The following is a 17,449-nucleotide window of genomic DNA, read 5'->3' as shown; positions in this document are numbered from 1 at the left end:
TTCCTGGTTAAATTGAACCATTCTGTTGGCTCAAGCGGAGCGGAATGTTTGCTCGGCTGGCGCGCGGCGTAGCCAACGCTACGGCGAAGCCAGCCGAGCAAACAGGCCCGCTTCAGCCAACCCGAAGGGTCGGGCATCTTTCCGCCAGGATCAGAGGCGATCGCCTCGGACGTACGTCCGGGGTACGACACTCGGCAATCGCCTCTGCCCTGTCGAAAACCTGCTCCGGCAGAATGTTTCCATTTAAGCAGGAGAGGCTCTAAAGCGGGGCGGAAAGTGTTGATACCCCCTCTGCCCGGCAGGGCAGAGGGGGTATCAACCTGGGTAGCTCTTGCAGATGCGGCTCCGTGCTATGCCCGCCACAGCATGGTTACGCGACCGGATAGGGCCCTTCGGCAAAGACCGTGTCGTGATAGCCCTTCGAGCCGATTTCCTGGGCGAGCGGGCTGCGGAAGTCCTCGCTGCGCCGCAGGCTTCTCAGCAAGTGGGTAAAATCGTATTTCGGCCGCCAGCCGAGCCAGGCCGTCGCCCGGGCGCTGACATAAACCCGGTCGATCGTCGGGAAGAGCCGCCACCCGCGCTCGGCGTAGAGCGCCTCGCATTCGGGAAAGTGACGCAGGACGACGGATGGCGCATCCACGCGCAACGCGGCCAGATCGTCCGGCGTAAAAGGCGTCGGCGCCGAGACGATATAGCGGCCGAAGCCGATCTCCTTCGCCCTGTCCAGCGCCGAGAGATGCGCGCTTACGACGTCCTCTATGTCCGCCCGCCGGTAGAGCAACTCGTTCGCCTGGGCGTTCTCCGTTTCATAGCGACCACGGACTTCCGCGTCGTCGTCCGCCTCGGGAAAGAAGCGCGAGGTGCGCAGGATGAGGACGGGCAGACCGTGGCGCCGCGCGAAGAGTTCGCAAAGCCCTTCCGCCGCAACCTTGCTGACGCCGTAAATATTGCGCGGGATCGGCGTCACGTCCTCGGTGATCCAGGCTGCCGGGGCATCGGGCCGCGGGGTCAGCGCCGAACCGAAGGCGCTGGTCGTGCTGGTGAAGACGAAGGCGCCGATATTCGCGTCCGATGCCGCTTCGAGCAGATTGAGCGTGCCGGCGATATTAGTTTCAACGAATTCGGAATAGCCGTGCGTCGCCACATGCGGCTTGTGCAGCGTCGCCGCATGGATGACGGCACGCACGCCCTTGGTGGCTTGGCGGACGAAGGCGGGATCGGCGACCGAGCCGACTTGGTCGGTGAAATCCGAAGCCTTGATGTCGATGCCGCGCACCGGACGCCCTGCCCCGCGCAGCACCCGCATCAGCGCCTCGCCCAGATGGCCGGCGCTTCCCGTCACCAGTATAGTCATGCGTCTCTCCTCGTTTTTCTTGAGGCTAACCGCGGTCGGACGAGAGCAACAACGCATAAATTATGCGTTGCGATCACATCAACGTCGTCACCAGGCGCCCCGTCGCCCCATCGGCGAGCGGAATGCGTTCCCAGAGCACCCGGCCCGCGACGATCGGCACGTCGTCGCAACCGTTCGGTCCGGTTTCGACGACAAGCGACGTCGTTCGACCGTCGTACCAGCCAAGGTCCGGAAGCGTGCCCTCGGCCTGCTGGATAGCGTCAGATGCGTAACGGAACATCGGCGTCCCGAGCAGGTCTCGCCGCCATTCGCTCCGTCGGACAGGTGATGCCGCCAGCAGCCGATGCGAGTGGTCGCAGATGAGGTGGGTGCGAGCCGTCGAGGTTTCGACCAGTCGCTTGACGGCGGCATCGGCGGTCGATGCCGGACGTGCGAAGAGGCGTTCAAGGGTGGCCTGCTGATCCTCGGCAGGTATGAGAACGCCGGTCTCCCAGCGCGATACGGTTGCCTGCGTGACGTCCAGGAGTTCCGCCACATGACTCTGCTTGAAGCCGCGCAAGAGCCGCAGGCGCTTCAACGCTCGCCCTGTGTAAAGCATTGCCACCTCCTTCGAAGCCGAACCGCGCGCCCGCTTTGCCGCCGGACAATGGAAAGGCTATACAAGCATTCCAGCTCAACGAAGAAAAGCAATGGCGATCGAAGCGTGACGAAAGGCCAATTCAGGGTGATGCCGCGCCGCATTGCCGGCGTCGACGTGGTCGAAGCCGCGACGCGCCATTCCTTTGCGCGCCACACCCACGAGCAGTTCGGCATCGGGCTCATTCATCAAGGCGCGCAGACGTCGCTGAGCGGGCGCGGCACCGTCGAAGCGGAAGCCGGCGACATGATCACCGTCAATCCGGGTGAGGTCCATGACGGAGCGCCTATCGGCGACGCCGGCCGTTCCTGGCGGATGCTCTATCTCGAACCGTCGCTGGTCGAGGCCGCTGTAAGCGACATCAGCGAAGGCCGAACAAAAACCCGAGAGTTCGCGGATCCTGTCATCCGCAGCGCCGCTCTTGCCGCCCGTTTTCGCTCGATCTTCGCGGTCGCGGCGACCGGAGGCTCCGCCGAGGCGACGCTTCAGTGGGAGGAACTGGCCGTGACGCTGCTCGCCGATGCGATGCATCTCGTGCCCCGGTCCCCCGACAGGCATAAAGTGCCCGCTTCAATCGCGGCGGCTGTCGCCCTGATCGACGACGATCCGCTGGCGCCCCTCACCCTCACCGACCTCGCCGCCGCCAGCGGATTGAGCCGGTTTCAGGTCGTGCGCGGCATTGACAGGGCAACCGGCCTGACGCCGCATGCCTATCTCATGCAGCGGCGGATCGACATCGTCCGCCGGCTGCTTGGCGAGGGCACACCGCTTGCGGAGGCGGCGATTGCCGGCGGCTTTGCCGACCAGAGCCACATGACGCGAGTCTTCGTCCGCAAATACGGATTTTCGCCCGGCGCCTATGCGCGGGCTGTGAATTGAATTCGGACCCTGCAATTCCGTTCAAGACCGCCAGTCCCTGATCCGGTTTTCTGCCGCCACAATCATGAGAGTGGCGGCAGCATGTCGAAGCAATTTCAAGGATATCTCTATCTGTCGCTCGCGATGCTGCTGGTGGGCAGCACGGTCGTCGCGAGCAAGATCATCGCCTCCGGCTTGCCGCCTTTCACGGCGACGGCGCTGCGTTTCGCCATTGCCTTGCCGCTTTTCCTCGTCCTCATTCGGCTGACCGCAACGCCGTCGCCGCGCGCCACAAGACGCGACTGGGTCATCCTGCTCCTGCAGGCCGGCGCCGGCAGCGTCGGCTATACGACCTTGCTGATTTCCGGTCTGAAGTTCACACCCGCAACGGACGCCGGCGTGATCATCGGTACGCTTCCCGTCGTCTCGGCCGCGATCGCCATCGTCGTCCTCGGTGAACGGCCGCAGCGCTCGGTTCTCCTGGCGGTCGCCCTTGCCGCCGCGGGGGTCTTGGCGATCGTTTTCCGACCCGATGCCGACCATCCGCATTCACTCGCGGGCAGCGCTCTGATTTTCGGCGCGGTCGTCTGCGAGGGCCTTTTCATCCTCCTCAACAAGCGTCTGAAAACGGAAATCCCGCCGCTCGCCCTGTCGAGCCTGATGGCGGGTCTCGGTGGCGCGATCGCCGCACCGATTGCGCTTACGGAGCTTCCCTGGACCGGCCAGATGACCGTGTCGGCCATCGCGGCAGTGGTCTATTATGCGCTCGTGCCGACCGTCGGCGGCTTCGTGCTCTGGTATGCGGGGCTGGCGAAAGTGAGCGGTTCGGAGGCTTCGGTCTTCACCGCGCTGGCGCCGGTTTCCGCCGTGCTTCTTGCCTTCGCGGTGCTCGGCGAGCCCTTGGCGCTCAACCAGTTGCTCGGCATCGGCTGCGTTCTCGCCGCAGTCGTCGGCATTGGCCTGCCTGCATCGAGGACTCCGAGCGCTCTTAGCCCGCAATCCAAGGCACAGTGAGAAAGAGGACCCTATGTATTTCCGTCACTCGAGCGATATCTGGAGCGAGTTTCTCGAGCTTGCGGCGGGTGTCCTTCATGTAAAGGGCATCCATCGTGACGCATCCGTCGCAGCCTGTGCCGCGCAGTTCGAGGCCGTGGCGAAAGCCCGACTTGCAGATGCTGCGGAGGGTGAGCTACCCGAAATCCAGGCTTGGCGCCGCGCCTTCTCGCGCATGGGGCTGAAGCCGACGCAATATCGCTCGGCCTCCGAGGCGCTGCTCCGGCGGTTCAGGAAGGAGGGAACGCTGCCAAAAATCCATCCGCTGATCGATCTTTGCAATGCGGCTTCGCTCGCCTTTGCCGTTCCCGTCGCCGTCTTCGATCTCGCCAAAGTGGCGGGCCATCTCGAGGTACGGCACGCTACCGGAGACGAGATCTACGTGACGTTCGCCGGCGAGATCGAGCACCCACGAGCCGCAGGAGGTCATCTATGCCGACGTGGAAGGCCGCGCCCATGCGCGCCGCTGGACCAATCGTCAGAGCGGCTATTCGGCCGTCCGGGACGACACTGCGAGCGTGTTGATCGTTGCCGAGGCGCTGCACGCCGGCGACGAAGCCGATGTCAGGCGGCTCGTGGACGACCTGCAGATGGCCATCCGCGCTATTTGGTCCGTTGATCCGGGAACCGCGATGTTAGAACGCTCGGCACCGCGTTTCGATTTTTGACCGCCGCGCACGACGCCTATCGGCTGTCGCGCAGTGGCGCCTCATCCGCCTGCCGGCACCTCCTCCCCGCAAGCGGGGCGAAGGGATATGCCGCGGCCTCCGAATCCCCTCTCCCCGCATGCGGGGAGAGGGCTGGGGTGAGGGGCAATTCCGCCCGAACTCCCGCGGCCGTTGAGATGGAATTCGACGGATCTCGTCAGGCCGCCTTGGCGACGTGATATTCCTTGATCGCCACCATCTTGATCGCCGGATAGCGTTCCGCCTCGTAGCGCAGCGAGAAGCCGTCCTGTGCCAAGAAGACCGGATCGCCGTCGAGGTCGCGGGCGATGTCGCCGCGGCGCGCCGTGAGGAACTTGTCGAGTTCGAACGGATTGTCGGCGGAGACCCAGCGGCAGACGGAGAAGCGCGACATTTCGAAGGAGACGGGCAGGCCGTATTCCGCCTGCAGGCGCTCTTTCAAGACGTCGAGCTGCAGAGCGCCGACGACGCCGACGATTGCAGGCGCGCCATCCTCCGGCGAAAAGAGCTGCACGACGCCCTCTTCCGCCATCTGCTGCAGCGCCTCTTTCAGCTTCTTTGCCTTCATCGCGTCCTCGAGCCGGACACGGCGGAGAATTTCCGGCGCGAAGTTCGGGACGCCTTGGAAGACAAGCGGCTCGCCCTCGGTCAGCGTATCGCCGATCCGCAGCGTTCCGTGGTTCGGAATGCCGACCACGTCGCCGGCAAAGGCGGTGTCGGCAAGCTGGCGCTGCGAGGCGAAGAAGAATTGCGGTGCGGTCAACCCCATCTGTTTGCCGGTGCGCGACAACCGCGCCTTCATGCCACGCTCGAGCTTGCCCGAGCAGACCCGGACGAAGGCGATGCGGTCGCGGTGGTTCGGGTCCATGTTGGCCTGGATCTTGAAGACGAAGGCTGTCATCCGGTCGTCGGTCGCCTCGACGGTGCGGATGTCGGCGACCTGGGCGCGCGGCGGCGGCGCGAAGTCGCCGAGGGCATTGATCAGGTCGCGGACGCCGAAATTGCGGAGTGCCGAGCCGAAGAAGACCGGCGTCAGATGGCCTTCGAGGAAAGCCTTCCGGTCGAAGGGCTTGCAGGCCTCGATTGCCAGCATCGTCTCCTCGATGAAGGCGTCGCGCTCGTTTTCTGGCAGGCGATGCGAGGCCGTTTCCGGATCGTTGACCTTGGTCAGCCGCTCCTGCGTGTCGGCGCCGCGCACCTCGTTGGTGGCGAGATGATAGGTGCCGCAGAAGGTTTTCGCGCGGCCGATCGGCCAGGTGACCGGCGCGCAGTCGAGCGCCAGCTTTTGCTCGACCTCGTCCAATATCTCGAAGGGATCGCGGCTCTCGCGGTCCATCTTGTTGACGAAGGTGATGATCGGAATGTCGCGCAGGCGGCAGACCTCGAAGAGCTTCAAGGTTCGCGGCTCGATACCCTTGGCGGCGTCGATCACCATGACGGCGGCGTCCACCGCCGTCAGCGTGCGATAGGTGTCGTCGGCGAAGTCCTCGTGGCCGGGCGTGTCGAGCAGGTTGAAGACGGTGTCGTTGTATTCGAAGGTCATCACTGAGGTGACGACCGAGATGCCGCGCTCGCGCTCGATCTTCATCCAGTCGGAGCGGGTCTGGATACGATCCTTCTTGGCCTTGACCTCGCCGGCGAGCTGGATCGCGCCGCCGAAGAGCAGCAGCTTTTCGGTGAGCGTCGTCTTACCAGCGTCCGGGTGCGAAATGATCGCAAATGTGCGGCGGCGGGAGACCGCCTCGGCAATGCTTTCGGCCATGATCTGAGTATCCTGTGAGTTGCGGCGTCCTTTACAGGCTCGGGAGGCAATATGCAATTGACTGCTGGGAGGCAGACCCTGCTTATGGCGGAATGGCCATGCACAATTCCGAAGACCGCCCCGCTCTCACCCTGATCCGCCTGCCGCACGCGCAGGATCTCGACCTGCCGGCCTATGAGACGGCGGGGGCTGCGGGCATGGACTTGCGCGCCGCCCTTCCCGCCGACCAGCCGATAACGATACGACCTGGCGCACGGGAGCTGGTGCCGACGGGCTTCATCTTCGAAATCCCGGGTGGCTACGAAGGCCAGGTGCGGCCGCGCTCCGGGCTTGCCTTCAAGCATGGCATCACCTGCCTCAACTCGCCGGGCACGATCGACAGCGACTATCGCGGCGAGGTGAAGGTGCTGCTCGCAAATCTCGGCGACGAGGATTTCATCGTCGAGCGCGGCATGCGCATCGCCCAGATGGTGATCGCGCCGGTGACCCAGGTAGCGATCCGCGAGGCAGACGGCGCGACGACGACCGCTCGCGGCGCCGGCGGCTTCGGCTCGACGGGCGCTAAATAAGCGGCGGCAGGCGTCGTTTGACCGGGGTCGACTTGACGATCGAGGTGTTGGTCTGGGCCTTTTCGGCGATGCGGTCGAGGATCGTGTCGAGCTCTCCCATGTCACGCACGAGCATCTTGGCGATAAAGCAGTCATCGCCGGTAATCTTGTCGCATTCGACGATCTCCGGTGTCTCCTGGATCAGCCTTTCGACGATGTGCAGCATGCCCGGCATCGGCCTGACGCGGACCACCGCCTGCAGCGGATAGCCGAGCCGCGCCGGGTTGACCGAGACGGTGAAGCCGTTGATCACTCCGCGCTCCTCGAGCTTGCGCAGCCTTTCGGCCACGCTCGGCGAGGAAAGCCCCGCTTCCAGCGCGAGCTCCTTCAGCGAAACGCGGGCATTCGCCGCGAGAATTTCAAGAATGCGACGGTCAAGCTCGTCCAACATCGGCAGCCTTCTTAAAGCCAGATCGGCAAATTTGCCTTTCACTATTAGGCATACTGGCACAACGCCCTTTTGTTTTCCATATAAAATCGCCGCATGACTCATTATCCTCTTCGCTGTCACAAGGAGCCATGCGATGAACGGCGATTTACGGCGCGGAAGCGCGGAGATGACGGCGGCAATGCTGATTTCAGGAACGATCGGCTGGTTCGTGCTGATGTCGGGCCAGCCGGTGGCCGGCGTCGTTTTCTGGCGCTGCGTCTTCGGGGCCGTCACGCTCGCCATCCTCGCCGCGGCGCTCCGCCTCATCGATCTCAGGCATTTGCGGCCCAGGATCGTCGCCCTCGCCGTGCTTGGCGGTGTGGCGATCGTCGTCAACTGGCTGCTGCTCTTCAAAGCCTATTCGCACGCCTCGATCTCGATCGCAACGATGGTCTACAATACACAGCCCTTCATGCTGCTCGGTCTCGGGGCACTTTTCCTCGGCGAGAAGATCACCCCTACCAAGCTCATCTGGCTCTCGGTCTCCTTTGTCGGCATGATGGCGATCGTCGCCGCCAAGCCGGCGGGCGGCGCCGGAACCGGCCACTATCTCGCGGGCATCGCCCTCTCACTCGGCGCCGCCTTCTTCTACGCCATTGCGGCGATCGTCACCAAGCTTCTGAAAGGCACGCCGCCGCAGCTCATCGCGCTGATCCAGGTGGTCACCGGCGCGGCAATGCTCGCCCCCTTCGCCATCACTGCGCCACTGCCGCAATCGGCGTTCCAGTGGGCATTGATGGTCACCATCGGCGTCGTCCACACCGGCATCATGTACATTCTGCTCTACGGCGCGATCCAGCGGCTGCCGACCCATGTGACGGGCGCGCTTTCCTTTATCTACCCGATCGGGGCGATCCTGGTCGACCGGATTGCCTTCGGGCATGAATTGCAGCCGGTGCAGATTGCCGGATCAGCCGCGATTTTGCTCGCAGCGGCCGGCACCAATCTCGGCTGGACGCTTCGTTCGGTCCCGCTTATCAAGAGGAAAGTCGAACGGAGCGCTTGATGATTACCTGCTATCTGAAATATGTCATCGACCCCTACAAGCTTGCGGAATTCGAGCACTACGCGAACCTGTGGATTCCGCTGGTGAACAGGCTCGGCGGCACGCATCACGGCTATTTCATGCCACATGAGGGCGCCAGCAACATCGCGCTCGCGCTCTTCAGCTTTCCCTCGCTCGCGACTTACGAAACCTATCGCGAGAAGATGGCTGCGGATCCCGAATGCCAAGCGGCCTTCGCCTTTGCCGAAGAGACGCGCTGCATTCTGAGTTACGAGCGCAGCTTCATGCGCCCGGTCTTCGAGTAACGCCTGTTACTTGCGAGCCTCGACAGCCAGGCTGACGGCGAGGCTTGCAAGCACCGTGCTCATCATCCAGCGCTGCACCAGCATGAAAAGCGGACGCCCAGCCAGGAAGGCGGCGATCGATCCGGCGGTCACCGCGATCAGCGCATTGACGGTGACGCTAATCATGATCTGCAGGCTGCCGAAGACGAGCGACTGCAGGAGCACGCTTCCGGTCTCCGGTCGGATGAACTGCGGCAGCAGCGAAAGGTAGAGCGCCGCCACTTTCGGATTGAGCAGGCTGGTGACAAGCCCCATCACGAAGAGCTTGCGCGGTCCATCCTTCGGCAGGTCTCGGACCTGGAACAGCGAGCGGCCCCCGGGCTTCACGGCCTGCCAGGCAAGGTAAAGGAGATAGAGGGCACCCGCGAAGCACAGCGCGTTGTGGGCGAACGGGACCGCCAGCAGCAACGCAGTGATGCCGAGCGCGGCAAAGACCATATAGAAGACGAAGCCGAGCGCCACGCCGCCGAGCGAGACGAGGCCGGCGGCCGGGCCCTGGCAGATCGAACGCGAGATCAGGTAGATCATGTTCGGCCCCGGCGTCAGCACCATGCCGAGCGCGATTAGGGCAAAGCCTATGAGGTTCTGAATGGCCGGCATGATGCGCCCCTTCCGCAATTTTCCGGAAGGTGTCCTTTCTCCTTGGTGCCGACAACGGCGTTCTTGTCACCCGGTCAATTTTCTTGCGAAATAATGATTTCCCAACCGGCGGTTTTGCAGCTGCTTTTTCTCTCCGTCGCGTCGTTCCGCGGCTGTCACGCTCTGGCACGGCCGTCCCTTTGTCCCTATTCTCGCCACAGCACTTAATGAAGGGAGAAATCCATGCCTGAAGCGCGCAAGCCCGGCCGCGGCCGCGTCTTTTCATCGATCACCGAAACGATCGGCGACACTCCGATCGTGCGGCTCGACAAGCTCGCCGGGGAAAAGGGCGTCAAGGCGAACCTGCTCGCCAAGCTGGAATTCTTCAATCCGATCGCCTCGGTCAAGGACCGCATCGGCGTCGCCATGGTCGAAGCGCTCGAAGCGCAGGGGAAGATCGCGCCCGGCCGCACCACGCTGATCGAGCCGACGTCGGGCAATACCGGCATTGCGCTTGCCTTCGTCGCCGCCGCCAAGGGCTACAAGCTGATCCTCACAATGCCCGAGACGATGTCGGTCGAGCGGCGCAAGATGCTGGCGCTGCTTGGCGCCGAACTGGTGCTGACGGAAGGGGCGAAGGGCATGAAGGGCGCCATCGCCAAGGCGCAGGAACTGGTCGAGACGCTGCCCGACGCGATCACTCCGCAGCAGTTCGAAAATCCTGCCAATCCGGAGATCCACCGCAGGACGACGGCCGAAGAGATCTGGAACGACACCGAAGGTAAAGTCGACATCCTCGTCTCCGGCATCGGTACGGGCGGCACGATCACCGGCGCTGGCCAGGTGCTGAAGGCCCGCAAGCCTTCGGTCAAGGTAATCGCCGTCGAGCCCGAGGAGTCTCCGATTCTCTCAGGTGGGGCGCCCGGTCCGCACAAGATACAGGGCATCGGTGCCGGTTTCGCGCCGGCGATCCTCGACACGAGCGTCTATGACGAGGTGATTACCGTCAACGCGAGCGAAGCGGTCGAGGCGGCGCGCCTCGTTGCCAGGCTCGAAGGCGTGCCGGTCGGCATTTCCTCCGGTGCGGCGCTCCAGGCGGCGATCGAAGTCGGCCAGCGCGAGGAAAACGCCGGCAAGACCATTGTCGTGATCATACCGTCCTTTGCCGAGCGCTATCTTTCGACGGTGCTGTTCGAGGGGCTTGGCGCGTAGAGGCGCGGCGGCCGCCTGCATCGCTATGCCGCCGCCGGCAGCCGCTCGCCGGCGACGCGGTAGGAGATCGCTTCGGCAAGATGGATGCGGCCGACCGTCGGCGCCTCGTCGAGATCGGCAAGCGTGCGGGCCACCTTCAAGACGCGGTGGTAGCCGCGTGCGGAGAACTTCATCTTTTCCGCGGCGTCCCTCAACAACTGTAGCCCCGCGGCGTCCGGCTCGGCAATCTTCTCGATCATCGCGGTCGCGCAGCGGGCATTGCTGGTCAGCCCTGGGTGGCCGAGGGCGGCGAAGCGGTCCACCTGAAGAGCCCGAGCGCAGGCGACGCGACTGGCGACTGCGGCGCTCGGCTCGGCCGCGCCGGGCCGGATCAGATCGGCGGCGCTGACGGCCGGCACGTCGATGCGGATATCCAACCGGTCCATCAAGGGGCCCGAAATCCGCGCCTGGTAATCGGCCATGCAGCGTGGACCACGGGCGCAGCTGCGGCCCGGCTCGCCGGCCATGCCGCAGCGGCACGGGTTCATGGCGGCGACGAGCTGGATCGCCGCCGGATAGCTGACGCGGTGGTTGGCACGGGCGATGACACACTCTGCAGTTTCGAGCGGTTGGCGCAGCGCATCGAGCACCTGCGGCGGAAACTCCGGAAACTCGTCGAGAAACAGCACGCCGTGATGGGCAAGCGACGCCTCGCCCGGCTTTGCCCTGAGGCCGCCGCCGATCAGCGCCGCCATGGTGGCGGAATGGTGGGGCGCGCGGAACGGCCGGCGGTCGGAAAGCTTGCCGCCCGGCAATTGCCCGGCGATCGAATGGATCATCGAGACCTCGAGCAATTCGGACGGAGAGAGCGGCGGCAGGATGGAAGGCAGCCGCGCCGCGAGCATCGACTTGCCGGACCCTGGCGGGCCCACCATCAAGAGATTGTGGTTGCCGGCGGCCGCCACTTCGAGCGCCCGCTTGGCGCTCTCCTGGCCTTTGATGTCGGCGAGATCCGGAAGGTTGGCGGCCGCGGCCCGGATCGCCGGTTCGGGTCGCGAGAGCACTTGCGTGCCGCGGAAATGATTGGCGATGGCGATCAGGCTGCGCGGCGCGAGGATGTTGATGTCCGACCCGGCCCAGGCGGCTTCCGCTCCGCTTTCGGCCGGGCAGATCAGCCCCTTGCCGAGCGCATTGGCGCCGATTGCCGCCGGCAGAGCGCCGGCGACCGGCGCAATCGTGCCGTCGAGATTGAGCTCGCCGATGACGACATAGCCGGAAAGGGCGTCCGCGGGGATTGCGCCCAGCGACGCCATCAGGCCAAGTGCGATGGCAAGATCGAAGTGGCTGCCTTCCTTCGGCAGATCCGCGGGTGCGAGATTGACGGTCACCCGTTTCGCCGGCAGCGCCAAGCCTGAGGCGTGGAGCGCCGCCTGGACGCGCTCGCGGCTTTCGGCAACCGCCTTGTCCGGAAGACCGACGATCTGCATGCCGACTTTTCCAGGCGCCACCATCACCTGGACGTCGACCGGAACGCCCTCGATACCTTGAAACGCAACCGTACTGACGCGCGCGACCATGATGCCCCCATTGCTCCAGCGCGCACCGCACAACCGCCGCCGGTAGCACGTCAAATCTTGCACGGTACACGCTTAAAAACAAGAACAATAATAGAACAAATGCCGCTGGCCGGTGTTGAACCGGCTTGATCAGCCGCGCTTTTTCTCGATCGCGTCCCAGAGCAGGCTCGCAACGTCGGCGCCGCCAAACTTCCTGACCTCGCGAATCCCGGTCGGCGAGGTCACGTTGATCTCGGTCATATAATCGCCGATCACGTCGATGCCGACGAAGAGGAAGCCGCGGGCTTTGAGCGCCGGCCCGATGCGGGCGCAGATTTCCCGTTCGCGGGCGGTGAGCTCGGTCGCCTCGGCCCGTCCGCCGACATGCATGTTTGATCGCGCGTCGTGCTCTGCGGGAACCCGGTTGATCGCACCGACCGGCTCGCCGTCGACGAGCAGGATACGCTTGTCGCCTTTTCTCACCGCCGGCAGATATTCCTGAGCGATGAAGGGCTCGCGGAACATCTGGCCGAACATTTCGAGCAGCGAAGAGAGATTGCGGTCGTCGCGCGCCGAATGGAAGACGCCGGCGCCGCCATTGCCGTAGAGCGGTTTCAGGATGATGTCGCCCATCTCCTCGCGGAAGCGGGCGATCTCGCTCGCATCGCGGGTGATCAGCGTCCGCGGCATCAGGTCGGGAAATTCGGTGACGAAGATTTTCTCCGGCGAATTCCTGACCCAGGCCGGGTCGTTGACGACGAGCGTCTTCGGATGCAGCCGCTCGAGCAGATGCGTCGAGGTGATATAGGCCATGTCGAAGGGCGGATCCTGGCGGAGCAGGATAACGTCCATGGTGGAAAGATCGATCCGTTCCGGCTCGCCGAGGGTGAAGTGGTCGCCCTTGACGTCGCGCAGCGTCATCTGCTGTGCGGTCGCAAAGACTTTGCCGTCGCGCAGCGAAAGTCTGTCGGGGGTATAATGGAACAGGCGGTAGCCGCGCGCCTGCGCCTCGAGACTCATGGCAAAGGTCGAATCGCCTGCAATGGTGATGCCCGACACATGGTCCATCTGGACCCCGACATTGACGATTCTTGCCATTCTACCGTTCCTGGTTGAACCTTTGCCGCATAAACCCGTGTGAACATCGCTTCGCGGCGAATTATACAGCGATTCAAAGCGCTGCGGCGGCCTTGATCGGCTCCGAAGCGACGAGCGAGTCCGCCACGGCGCCCGCAACATGTAGAATGCGTGACGCGCTTAGGCAAGGAGACCGAAGCCTATTCAAAACCCTGGACGACACTGGTGATGAGATCGTGGTCGGAGAGCGGGCGGCCTGACGCATCGAGCGAAGGAATGATGCGGCTTTCGCCGATCGTCAGGCCTCGCGTCAGGAACCAGTCGAGCTTCATCGCCCGCTTCGGCCAACGGGTGATGAGGCTCGGGCGTGTCGTCATCTGGTCGTTCGGGCCGCCATGTCGGGTGAAACCGCGCGCGGCGCTGACCGTAAAAAGCCCTTCGGCCTCGAAATCGCCGCCCGCATGGTTGCCCGTATTGAGATCGCCGCCGATAAGGATGGGAAGGCCCGGAAAGGCAGCGTCGAGCCTATCAATCAGTTCCTTGACCTGCCGCTCGCGATGGGCGGCGGTCGTCTGACTTTCGAGATGGGTCGAAACGGCGACAAAAGGGCCCGCCTCCGTGTCGATCATCGCGCCGAGAGCGATGCGCTCGCCGAGGCGCGGCTGATCGCTGCCATCCATGAACCAAAGGCGCTCGCCCCAGAGCCTCAGCAGGAAGGGGCGCTGAATTTGAACGGACGCCATCAGCGCGTTTCCGTGGAAGCCCTTCTCGTTGAAGTCGTCCTTGCAGAATTCGCGTTCAGTATCCGATCCGAGGCCCACTTCAATGTACTCGACGCCATAGGCGTATTGCATCGAGAGCGCCGCCGCGACCTCGGTCGTCGTGTGACGCTGACCGGTACGGGCCATGCCGTTGTCCATTTCGGAAAGCAGCACCAGCGCCGCCCCGGTCGTGCGGAGATGCTCGGCGCTTTCTGCGGGAAAGAGGCAGCGCTCGAGGTTCCAGGCCGCAACGGTGAAGGGAAAGGCAAGCGGTCCGCTGGTGTAGGCGCCGCCACCGATCTCGATCGTGTTCATCGCCTCGAGCCCCGCCATGACGGCGTCATGGCCGGCGATGCTGCGTTCCATCCGGGCAAAGCCGTCGCGATCCTCCTGCGAGGGTATAGCGAGCGTCGATACGGTCCCTTCAATCACGATACAGGCTCCAGATTCACGGTTTGCTGGCGGGCCGGCGCGGCAGCTGTGGGGCGATGGAGCCGAGTGCCATTCTCCGCGGAGAAGAAATGCAGCCGCTCCGTCGGTATGGCGATGGCAAGCTGATCGGCGAGCGGCGTTTCCGGCGGCAACGCGGCTGTCAGCGCCTGGTCCTCGACCGTGCCGTGCACCAGGCGCTGCGCCCCGAGTTCCTCGACATAGTCGACCCGGAAGGCCAGTGCCTGTTCGCCGAAGGCTGCCGGACGCAGATCTTCCGCCCGGACCCCAACCGTCACTGGGCCTTCGGACGGCGCCGGATAGCCGAGCTCGATCACATGCGTGCCGATATGCAGCCGGCCACCCTCGAGCGTGCCGTTGACGAGGTTCATCGCCGGCGAGCCGATGAAGCTGGCGACGAAGGTCGAGGCGGGCGCGTGATAGACCTCGAGCGGTCGGCCGATCTGCTCGATTTTGCCGCCATTTAGCACCACCAGCCGATCGGCAAGCGTCATCGCCTCGAGCTGGTCGTGGGTGACATAGAGCGACGTGGTGCCGAGCCGCCTCTGCAGCCGCTTGATCTCGCCGCGCATCGAGACACGCAGTTTCGCATCGAGGTTCGAGAGCGGCTCGTCGAAGAGGAAGGCGGCCGGCTTGCGGACGATCGCCCGGCCCATGGCGACGCGCTGCCGCTGGCCGCCCGAAAGCGCCCTCGGCTTGCGGTCCAGATAGGGCTCGATTTCAAGCATGCGCGCCGCCTCGGCGACGCGCGCTTCGATTTCGGCCTTCGCCGTCTTGCGGTTCTTCAGGCTGTAGGCGAGGTTGTCGTAGACGGTCATATGCGGGTAGAGCGCATAATTCTGGAACACCATCGCGATGTCGCGCTCGGCCGGATCGACATCGTTGATCAGCCGCGTTCCGATCGTCACGTTGCCTTTCGATATCGTCTCCAGCCCGGCGACCATGCGCAGCAAGGTCGACTTGCCGCAGCCGGATGGTCCGACGAGCACGATGAATTCGCCGTCCTCGATATCGATCGAGACCGATTTCACGGCCTCGACATTGCCCGAGTAGAATTTCGAAACCTCGACGATATCGATCGCGGCCATTGGCTGCCTCCGTTTGCGGGATTGGGAGTCAGGCGCGGCCTCTAAACCGCGCCGCCCTCTCTTCGTTCCGTTCGCAATCTTCGTTCTGCACATTCCCAGACGGCGAACCGCTGCACACTTCGCCTGGAATGCTTTTTTGCTCTGAGTATTTCCGGACGGCGAACCGCTGCACACTTCGCCTGGAATGCTTTATTTGTCGCTTTCGGTGAGCCCCTTGATGAACCAGCGCTGGAAGATGACGACGATCATCACCGGCGGCAGCATGGCGAGGATCGCCAAGGCAAGGGCTTCGTTGTAGTCGGGAATGTTAGAGCCGACCCAGACGAGCAGGATCTGCTTGATGCCGCGCACCAGCGTGAAGAAGCCTTCGTCGGTCGTCATCAGCGTCGGCCAGAGATACTGGTTCCAGCCATAGACGAACATGATGATGAAGATCGCCGCCATCATGGTGCGCGACAGCGGCACCAGCACGTCGATGAAGAACTTGAAGGGTCCGGCGCCGTCGATGCGCGCCGCCTCGAGCAATTCGTCCGGCACCGACTTGAAGAACTGGCGGAAATAGAAGGTACCGGTCGCGGAGGCGAGCAGCGGCACGATGAGTCCGGTATAGGTATTCGTCAGCCGCAGCGTGTTCATCACCTCATAGGAGGGCAGGATGCGCACTTCGAGCGGCAGGAGCAGGGTCGTGAAGATGATCCAGAAGAAGAAGGCCGCCAGCGGAAAGCGGAAATAGACGATCGCGTAGGCCGCCAGCATGGAAAGGACGATCTTGCCGACAGCGAAACCGAGGCCGAGAACCATCGAATTCATCATCATGTTGAACCCGGTGACCTTGCCGGTGAACCCACCCTCGCGGGTCAGTACGGTCTCATAGGTCTCGGCAAAATGGCCGCCCCAGGTCAGGCTGAGGCCGTTGCGGTGGATGTCGGCCGCCTCGTGCGTCGAGGTCATGAAGGCGACCACGACCGGCGCCAACATGATGAAGACGCCGAAAAGCAGGATGACGTGGTCGAAGAACCGGGTGCGATGCATCGGCGTCACCTCAATTATAGTGCACGCGCCGCTCGATGAGGCGGAACTGGAAGACGGTGAGCACGAACACGATGATCATCAGGATGACCGACTGCGCCGAGGAGCCGCCGAGATCGTTGCCGCGGAAGCCGTCCATGTAGACCTTGTAGACAAGCGTGATCGGATTGTTGGCGGCCTTGTCCTTCACCATCACATCGATGATGCCGAAGGTGTCGAAAAGCGCGTAGGTGACGTTGATGATCAGCAGGAAGAAGGCAGTCGGGGCCAGCAGCGGCAGGATGACCGTCCAGAAGCGGCGCAGACCCGAGCGGCAGTCGATCGCCGCCGCCTCGCGGACCGACACCGGGATGCCCTGAAGTCCTGAGAGGAAGAAGATGAAGTTGTAGGGGATCTGCTTCCAGACCGAGACGACGATCATGGCGAAGGCTGTATCGAAATAATCGAGCCCGACCTTGATGTCCCAGCCGAACCACCGGGCGAGTTCGACGATCGGGCCGATGTGCTGGTCGAAGAACATCATGCCGATCAGGCCGGCAACGGGCGGGGCGATCGCATAGACCCAGATGAGCAGCGTCTTATAGGCCGAATTGCCGCGAATGACGCCGTCCGCCTTGACGGCAAGCAAAAGGCCGATCGACAGTGCGAAGAAGGTGACTAGGGCGGTGAAGATCGCGGTGAAACGCGCGATGCCGAGATATTCCGAGGACTTCAGGACGTCGGTGTAATTGCTCATGCCGACGAAGGTCGCGCCGAAGCCGAACGGATCCTCCAAGTAGAAGGACGACTGGATCGCCTGGATCGACGGCCAGTAGAAGAAGACGAAGATGATCGCCAGCTGCGGCGCGAGAAAGAGATAGGGCAGGAAAGGCGACGAGAACTGCACGCGCTTGGCAGCCATTTCGCCCCTGTCCGACTTGCCGCCAAAGAGCCGGAAAGCGCCGAGACGACGTCCTCCAGCCTTCGTTCCTGTTCCTCCC

At 63.7% G+C, this 17,449-nt stretch carries 17 protein-coding genes and 1 pseudogene; 7 read left to right on the top strand and 11 right to left on the bottom strand.

Annotation, left to right across the window (positions count from 1 at the left end; genetic code table 11):
* Nucleotides 1-370: 370 nt before the first annotated feature.
* A complete protein-coding gene (locus tag USDA257_RS30270) occupies nucleotides 371-1,354 on the bottom strand; it encodes an NAD-dependent epimerase/dehydratase family protein (RefSeq protein ID WP_041414869.1) in 984 nt (327 codons plus the stop codon).
* A 73-nt stretch (nucleotides 1,355-1,427) separates the two neighbouring features.
* The gene (locus tag USDA257_RS30265; RefSeq protein ID WP_041414868.1) at nucleotides 1,428-1,952 is read right to left on the bottom strand and encodes a helix-turn-helix domain-containing protein; all 525 of its coding nucleotides are present in this window, start codon (nucleotides 1,950-1,952) and stop codon (nucleotides 1,428-1,430) included.
* Nucleotides 1,953-2,057: 105 nt separating this feature from the next.
* On the opposite strand from USDA257_RS30265, the gene USDA257_RS30260 reads away from it, so the two are divergent.
* The 3 genes and pseudogenes from USDA257_RS30260 (at nucleotide 2,058) to USDA257_RS30250 (ending at nucleotide 4,570) form a co-directional block, all read left to right on the top strand.
* Complete coding sequence (locus USDA257_RS30260; protein ID WP_041415715.1) at nucleotides 2,058-2,870, top strand: AraC family transcriptional regulator; 813 nt, start codon at nucleotides 2,058-2,060, stop codon at nucleotides 2,868-2,870.
* Between the two features lie 81 nt (nucleotides 2,871-2,951).
* Nucleotides 2,952-3,863: a DMT family transporter gene (locus USDA257_RS30255; protein ID WP_014766800.1), complete on the top strand. Its 912-nt coding sequence runs from the start codon at nucleotides 2,952-2,954 to the stop codon at nucleotides 3,861-3,863.
* A 13-nt stretch (nucleotides 3,864-3,876) separates the two neighbouring features.
* A pseudogene (locus USDA257_RS30250) lies at nucleotides 3,877-4,570 on the top strand (B3/B4 domain-containing protein).
* 196 nt (nucleotides 4,571-4,766) lie between these two features.
* Here the strand turns inward: USDA257_RS30250 and USDA257_RS30245 are convergent.
* The gene (locus USDA257_RS30245; RefSeq protein WP_014766797.1) at nucleotides 4,767-6,350 is read right to left on the bottom strand and encodes a peptide chain release factor 3; all 1,584 of its coding nucleotides are present in this window, start codon (nucleotides 6,348-6,350) and stop codon (nucleotides 4,767-4,769) included.
* 92 nt (nucleotides 6,351-6,442) lie between these two features.
* Here USDA257_RS30245 and dut point away from each other — a divergent pair, with 92 nt between their 5' ends.
* Complete coding sequence (dut, locus tag USDA257_RS30240; RefSeq protein ID WP_014766796.1) at nucleotides 6,443-6,919, top strand: dUTP diphosphatase; 477 nt, start codon at nucleotides 6,443-6,445, stop codon at nucleotides 6,917-6,919.
* Here the strand turns inward: dut and USDA257_RS30235 are convergent.
* The gene (locus USDA257_RS30235; RefSeq protein ID WP_041415713.1) at nucleotides 6,912-7,349 is read right to left on the bottom strand and encodes an Lrp/AsnC family transcriptional regulator; all 438 of its coding nucleotides are present in this window, start codon (nucleotides 7,347-7,349) and stop codon (nucleotides 6,912-6,914) included. The two genes, dut and USDA257_RS30235, sit on opposite strands and share 8 nt — an antisense overlap.
* 133 nt (nucleotides 7,350-7,482) lie before the next feature.
* Between USDA257_RS30235 and USDA257_RS30230 the strand changes: the two genes are divergently transcribed.
* Together USDA257_RS30230 and USDA257_RS30225 are read left to right on the top strand one after the other, a co-directional pair.
* A complete protein-coding gene (locus USDA257_RS30230; protein ID WP_014766794.1) occupies nucleotides 7,483-8,394 on the top strand; it encodes a DMT family transporter in 912 nt (303 codons plus the stop codon).
* Nucleotides 8,394-8,699: an NIPSNAP family protein gene (locus USDA257_RS30225; RefSeq protein ID WP_014766793.1), complete on the top strand. Its 306-nt coding sequence runs from the start codon at nucleotides 8,394-8,396 to the stop codon at nucleotides 8,697-8,699. Before USDA257_RS30230 ends, USDA257_RS30225 begins: the two co-directional genes overlap by 1 nt.
* A 6-nt stretch (nucleotides 8,700-8,705) precedes the next feature.
* Here the strand turns inward: USDA257_RS30225 and USDA257_RS30220 are convergent, their stop codons facing one another.
* Nucleotides 8,706-9,338: a LysE family translocator gene (locus USDA257_RS30220; RefSeq protein ID WP_014766792.1), complete on the bottom strand. Its 633-nt coding sequence runs from the start codon at nucleotides 9,336-9,338 to the stop codon at nucleotides 8,706-8,708.
* Nucleotides 9,339-9,560: 222 nt separating this feature from the next.
* On the opposite strand from USDA257_RS30220, the gene cysK reads away from it, so the two are divergent.
* Nucleotides 9,561-10,529 (top strand): cysteine synthase A, encoded by a 969-nt coding sequence (cysK, locus tag USDA257_RS30215; RefSeq protein WP_014766791.1) that lies wholly within the window; start codon nucleotides 9,561-9,563, stop codon nucleotides 10,527-10,529.
* A 23-nt stretch (nucleotides 10,530-10,552) separates the two neighbouring features.
* Here the strand turns inward: cysK and USDA257_RS30210 are convergent, their stop codons facing one another.
* The 6 genes from USDA257_RS30210 to USDA257_RS30185 all read right to left on the bottom strand — a co-directional run bounded on the left by USDA257_RS30210 (nucleotide 10,553) and on the right by USDA257_RS30185 (nucleotide 17,370).
* A complete protein-coding gene (locus USDA257_RS30210) occupies nucleotides 10,553-12,085 on the bottom strand; it encodes a YifB family Mg chelatase-like AAA ATPase (protein WP_014766790.1) in 1,533 nt (510 codons plus the stop codon).
* Nucleotides 12,086-12,214: 129 nt separating this feature from the next.
* The gene (gene gshB, locus USDA257_RS30205) at nucleotides 12,215-13,162 is read right to left on the bottom strand and encodes a glutathione synthase (protein ID WP_014766789.1); all 948 of its coding nucleotides are present in this window, start codon (nucleotides 13,160-13,162) and stop codon (nucleotides 12,215-12,217) included.
* A gap of 179 nt (nucleotides 13,163-13,341) precedes the next feature.
* Nucleotides 13,342-14,334, bottom strand: a complete 993-nt coding sequence (locus USDA257_RS30200) for an endonuclease (RefSeq protein ID WP_014766788.1) — start codon at nucleotides 14,332-14,334, stop codon at nucleotides 13,342-13,344.
* Nucleotides 14,331-15,440, bottom strand: coding sequence for a sn-glycerol-3-phosphate import ATP-binding protein UgpC (locus USDA257_RS30195; RefSeq protein ID WP_014766787.1), 1,110 nt, complete (start codon nucleotides 15,438-15,440; stop codon nucleotides 14,331-14,333). Before USDA257_RS30195 ends, USDA257_RS30200 begins: the two co-directional genes overlap by 4 nt.
* 189 nt (nucleotides 15,441-15,629) lie before the next feature.
* Entirely contained in the window at nucleotides 15,630-16,472 is an 843-nt protein-coding gene (gene ugpE, locus USDA257_RS30190; protein ID WP_014766786.1) for a sn-glycerol-3-phosphate ABC transporter permease UgpE, read from the bottom strand.
* A 10-nt stretch (nucleotides 16,473-16,482) separates the two neighbouring features.
* Nucleotides 16,483-17,370: an ABC transporter permease subunit gene (locus USDA257_RS30185; RefSeq protein WP_041414866.1), complete on the bottom strand. Its 888-nt coding sequence runs from the start codon at nucleotides 17,368-17,370 to the stop codon at nucleotides 16,483-16,485.
* Nucleotides 17,371-17,449: the final 79 nt, after the last annotated feature.

The organism is Sinorhizobium fredii USDA 257, assembly GCF_000265205.3.
Taxonomy (GTDB): domain Bacteria; phylum Pseudomonadota; class Alphaproteobacteria; order Rhizobiales; family Rhizobiaceae; genus Sinorhizobium; species Sinorhizobium fredii_B.
This window is presented reverse-complemented; position numbering and strand designations above follow the sequence as displayed.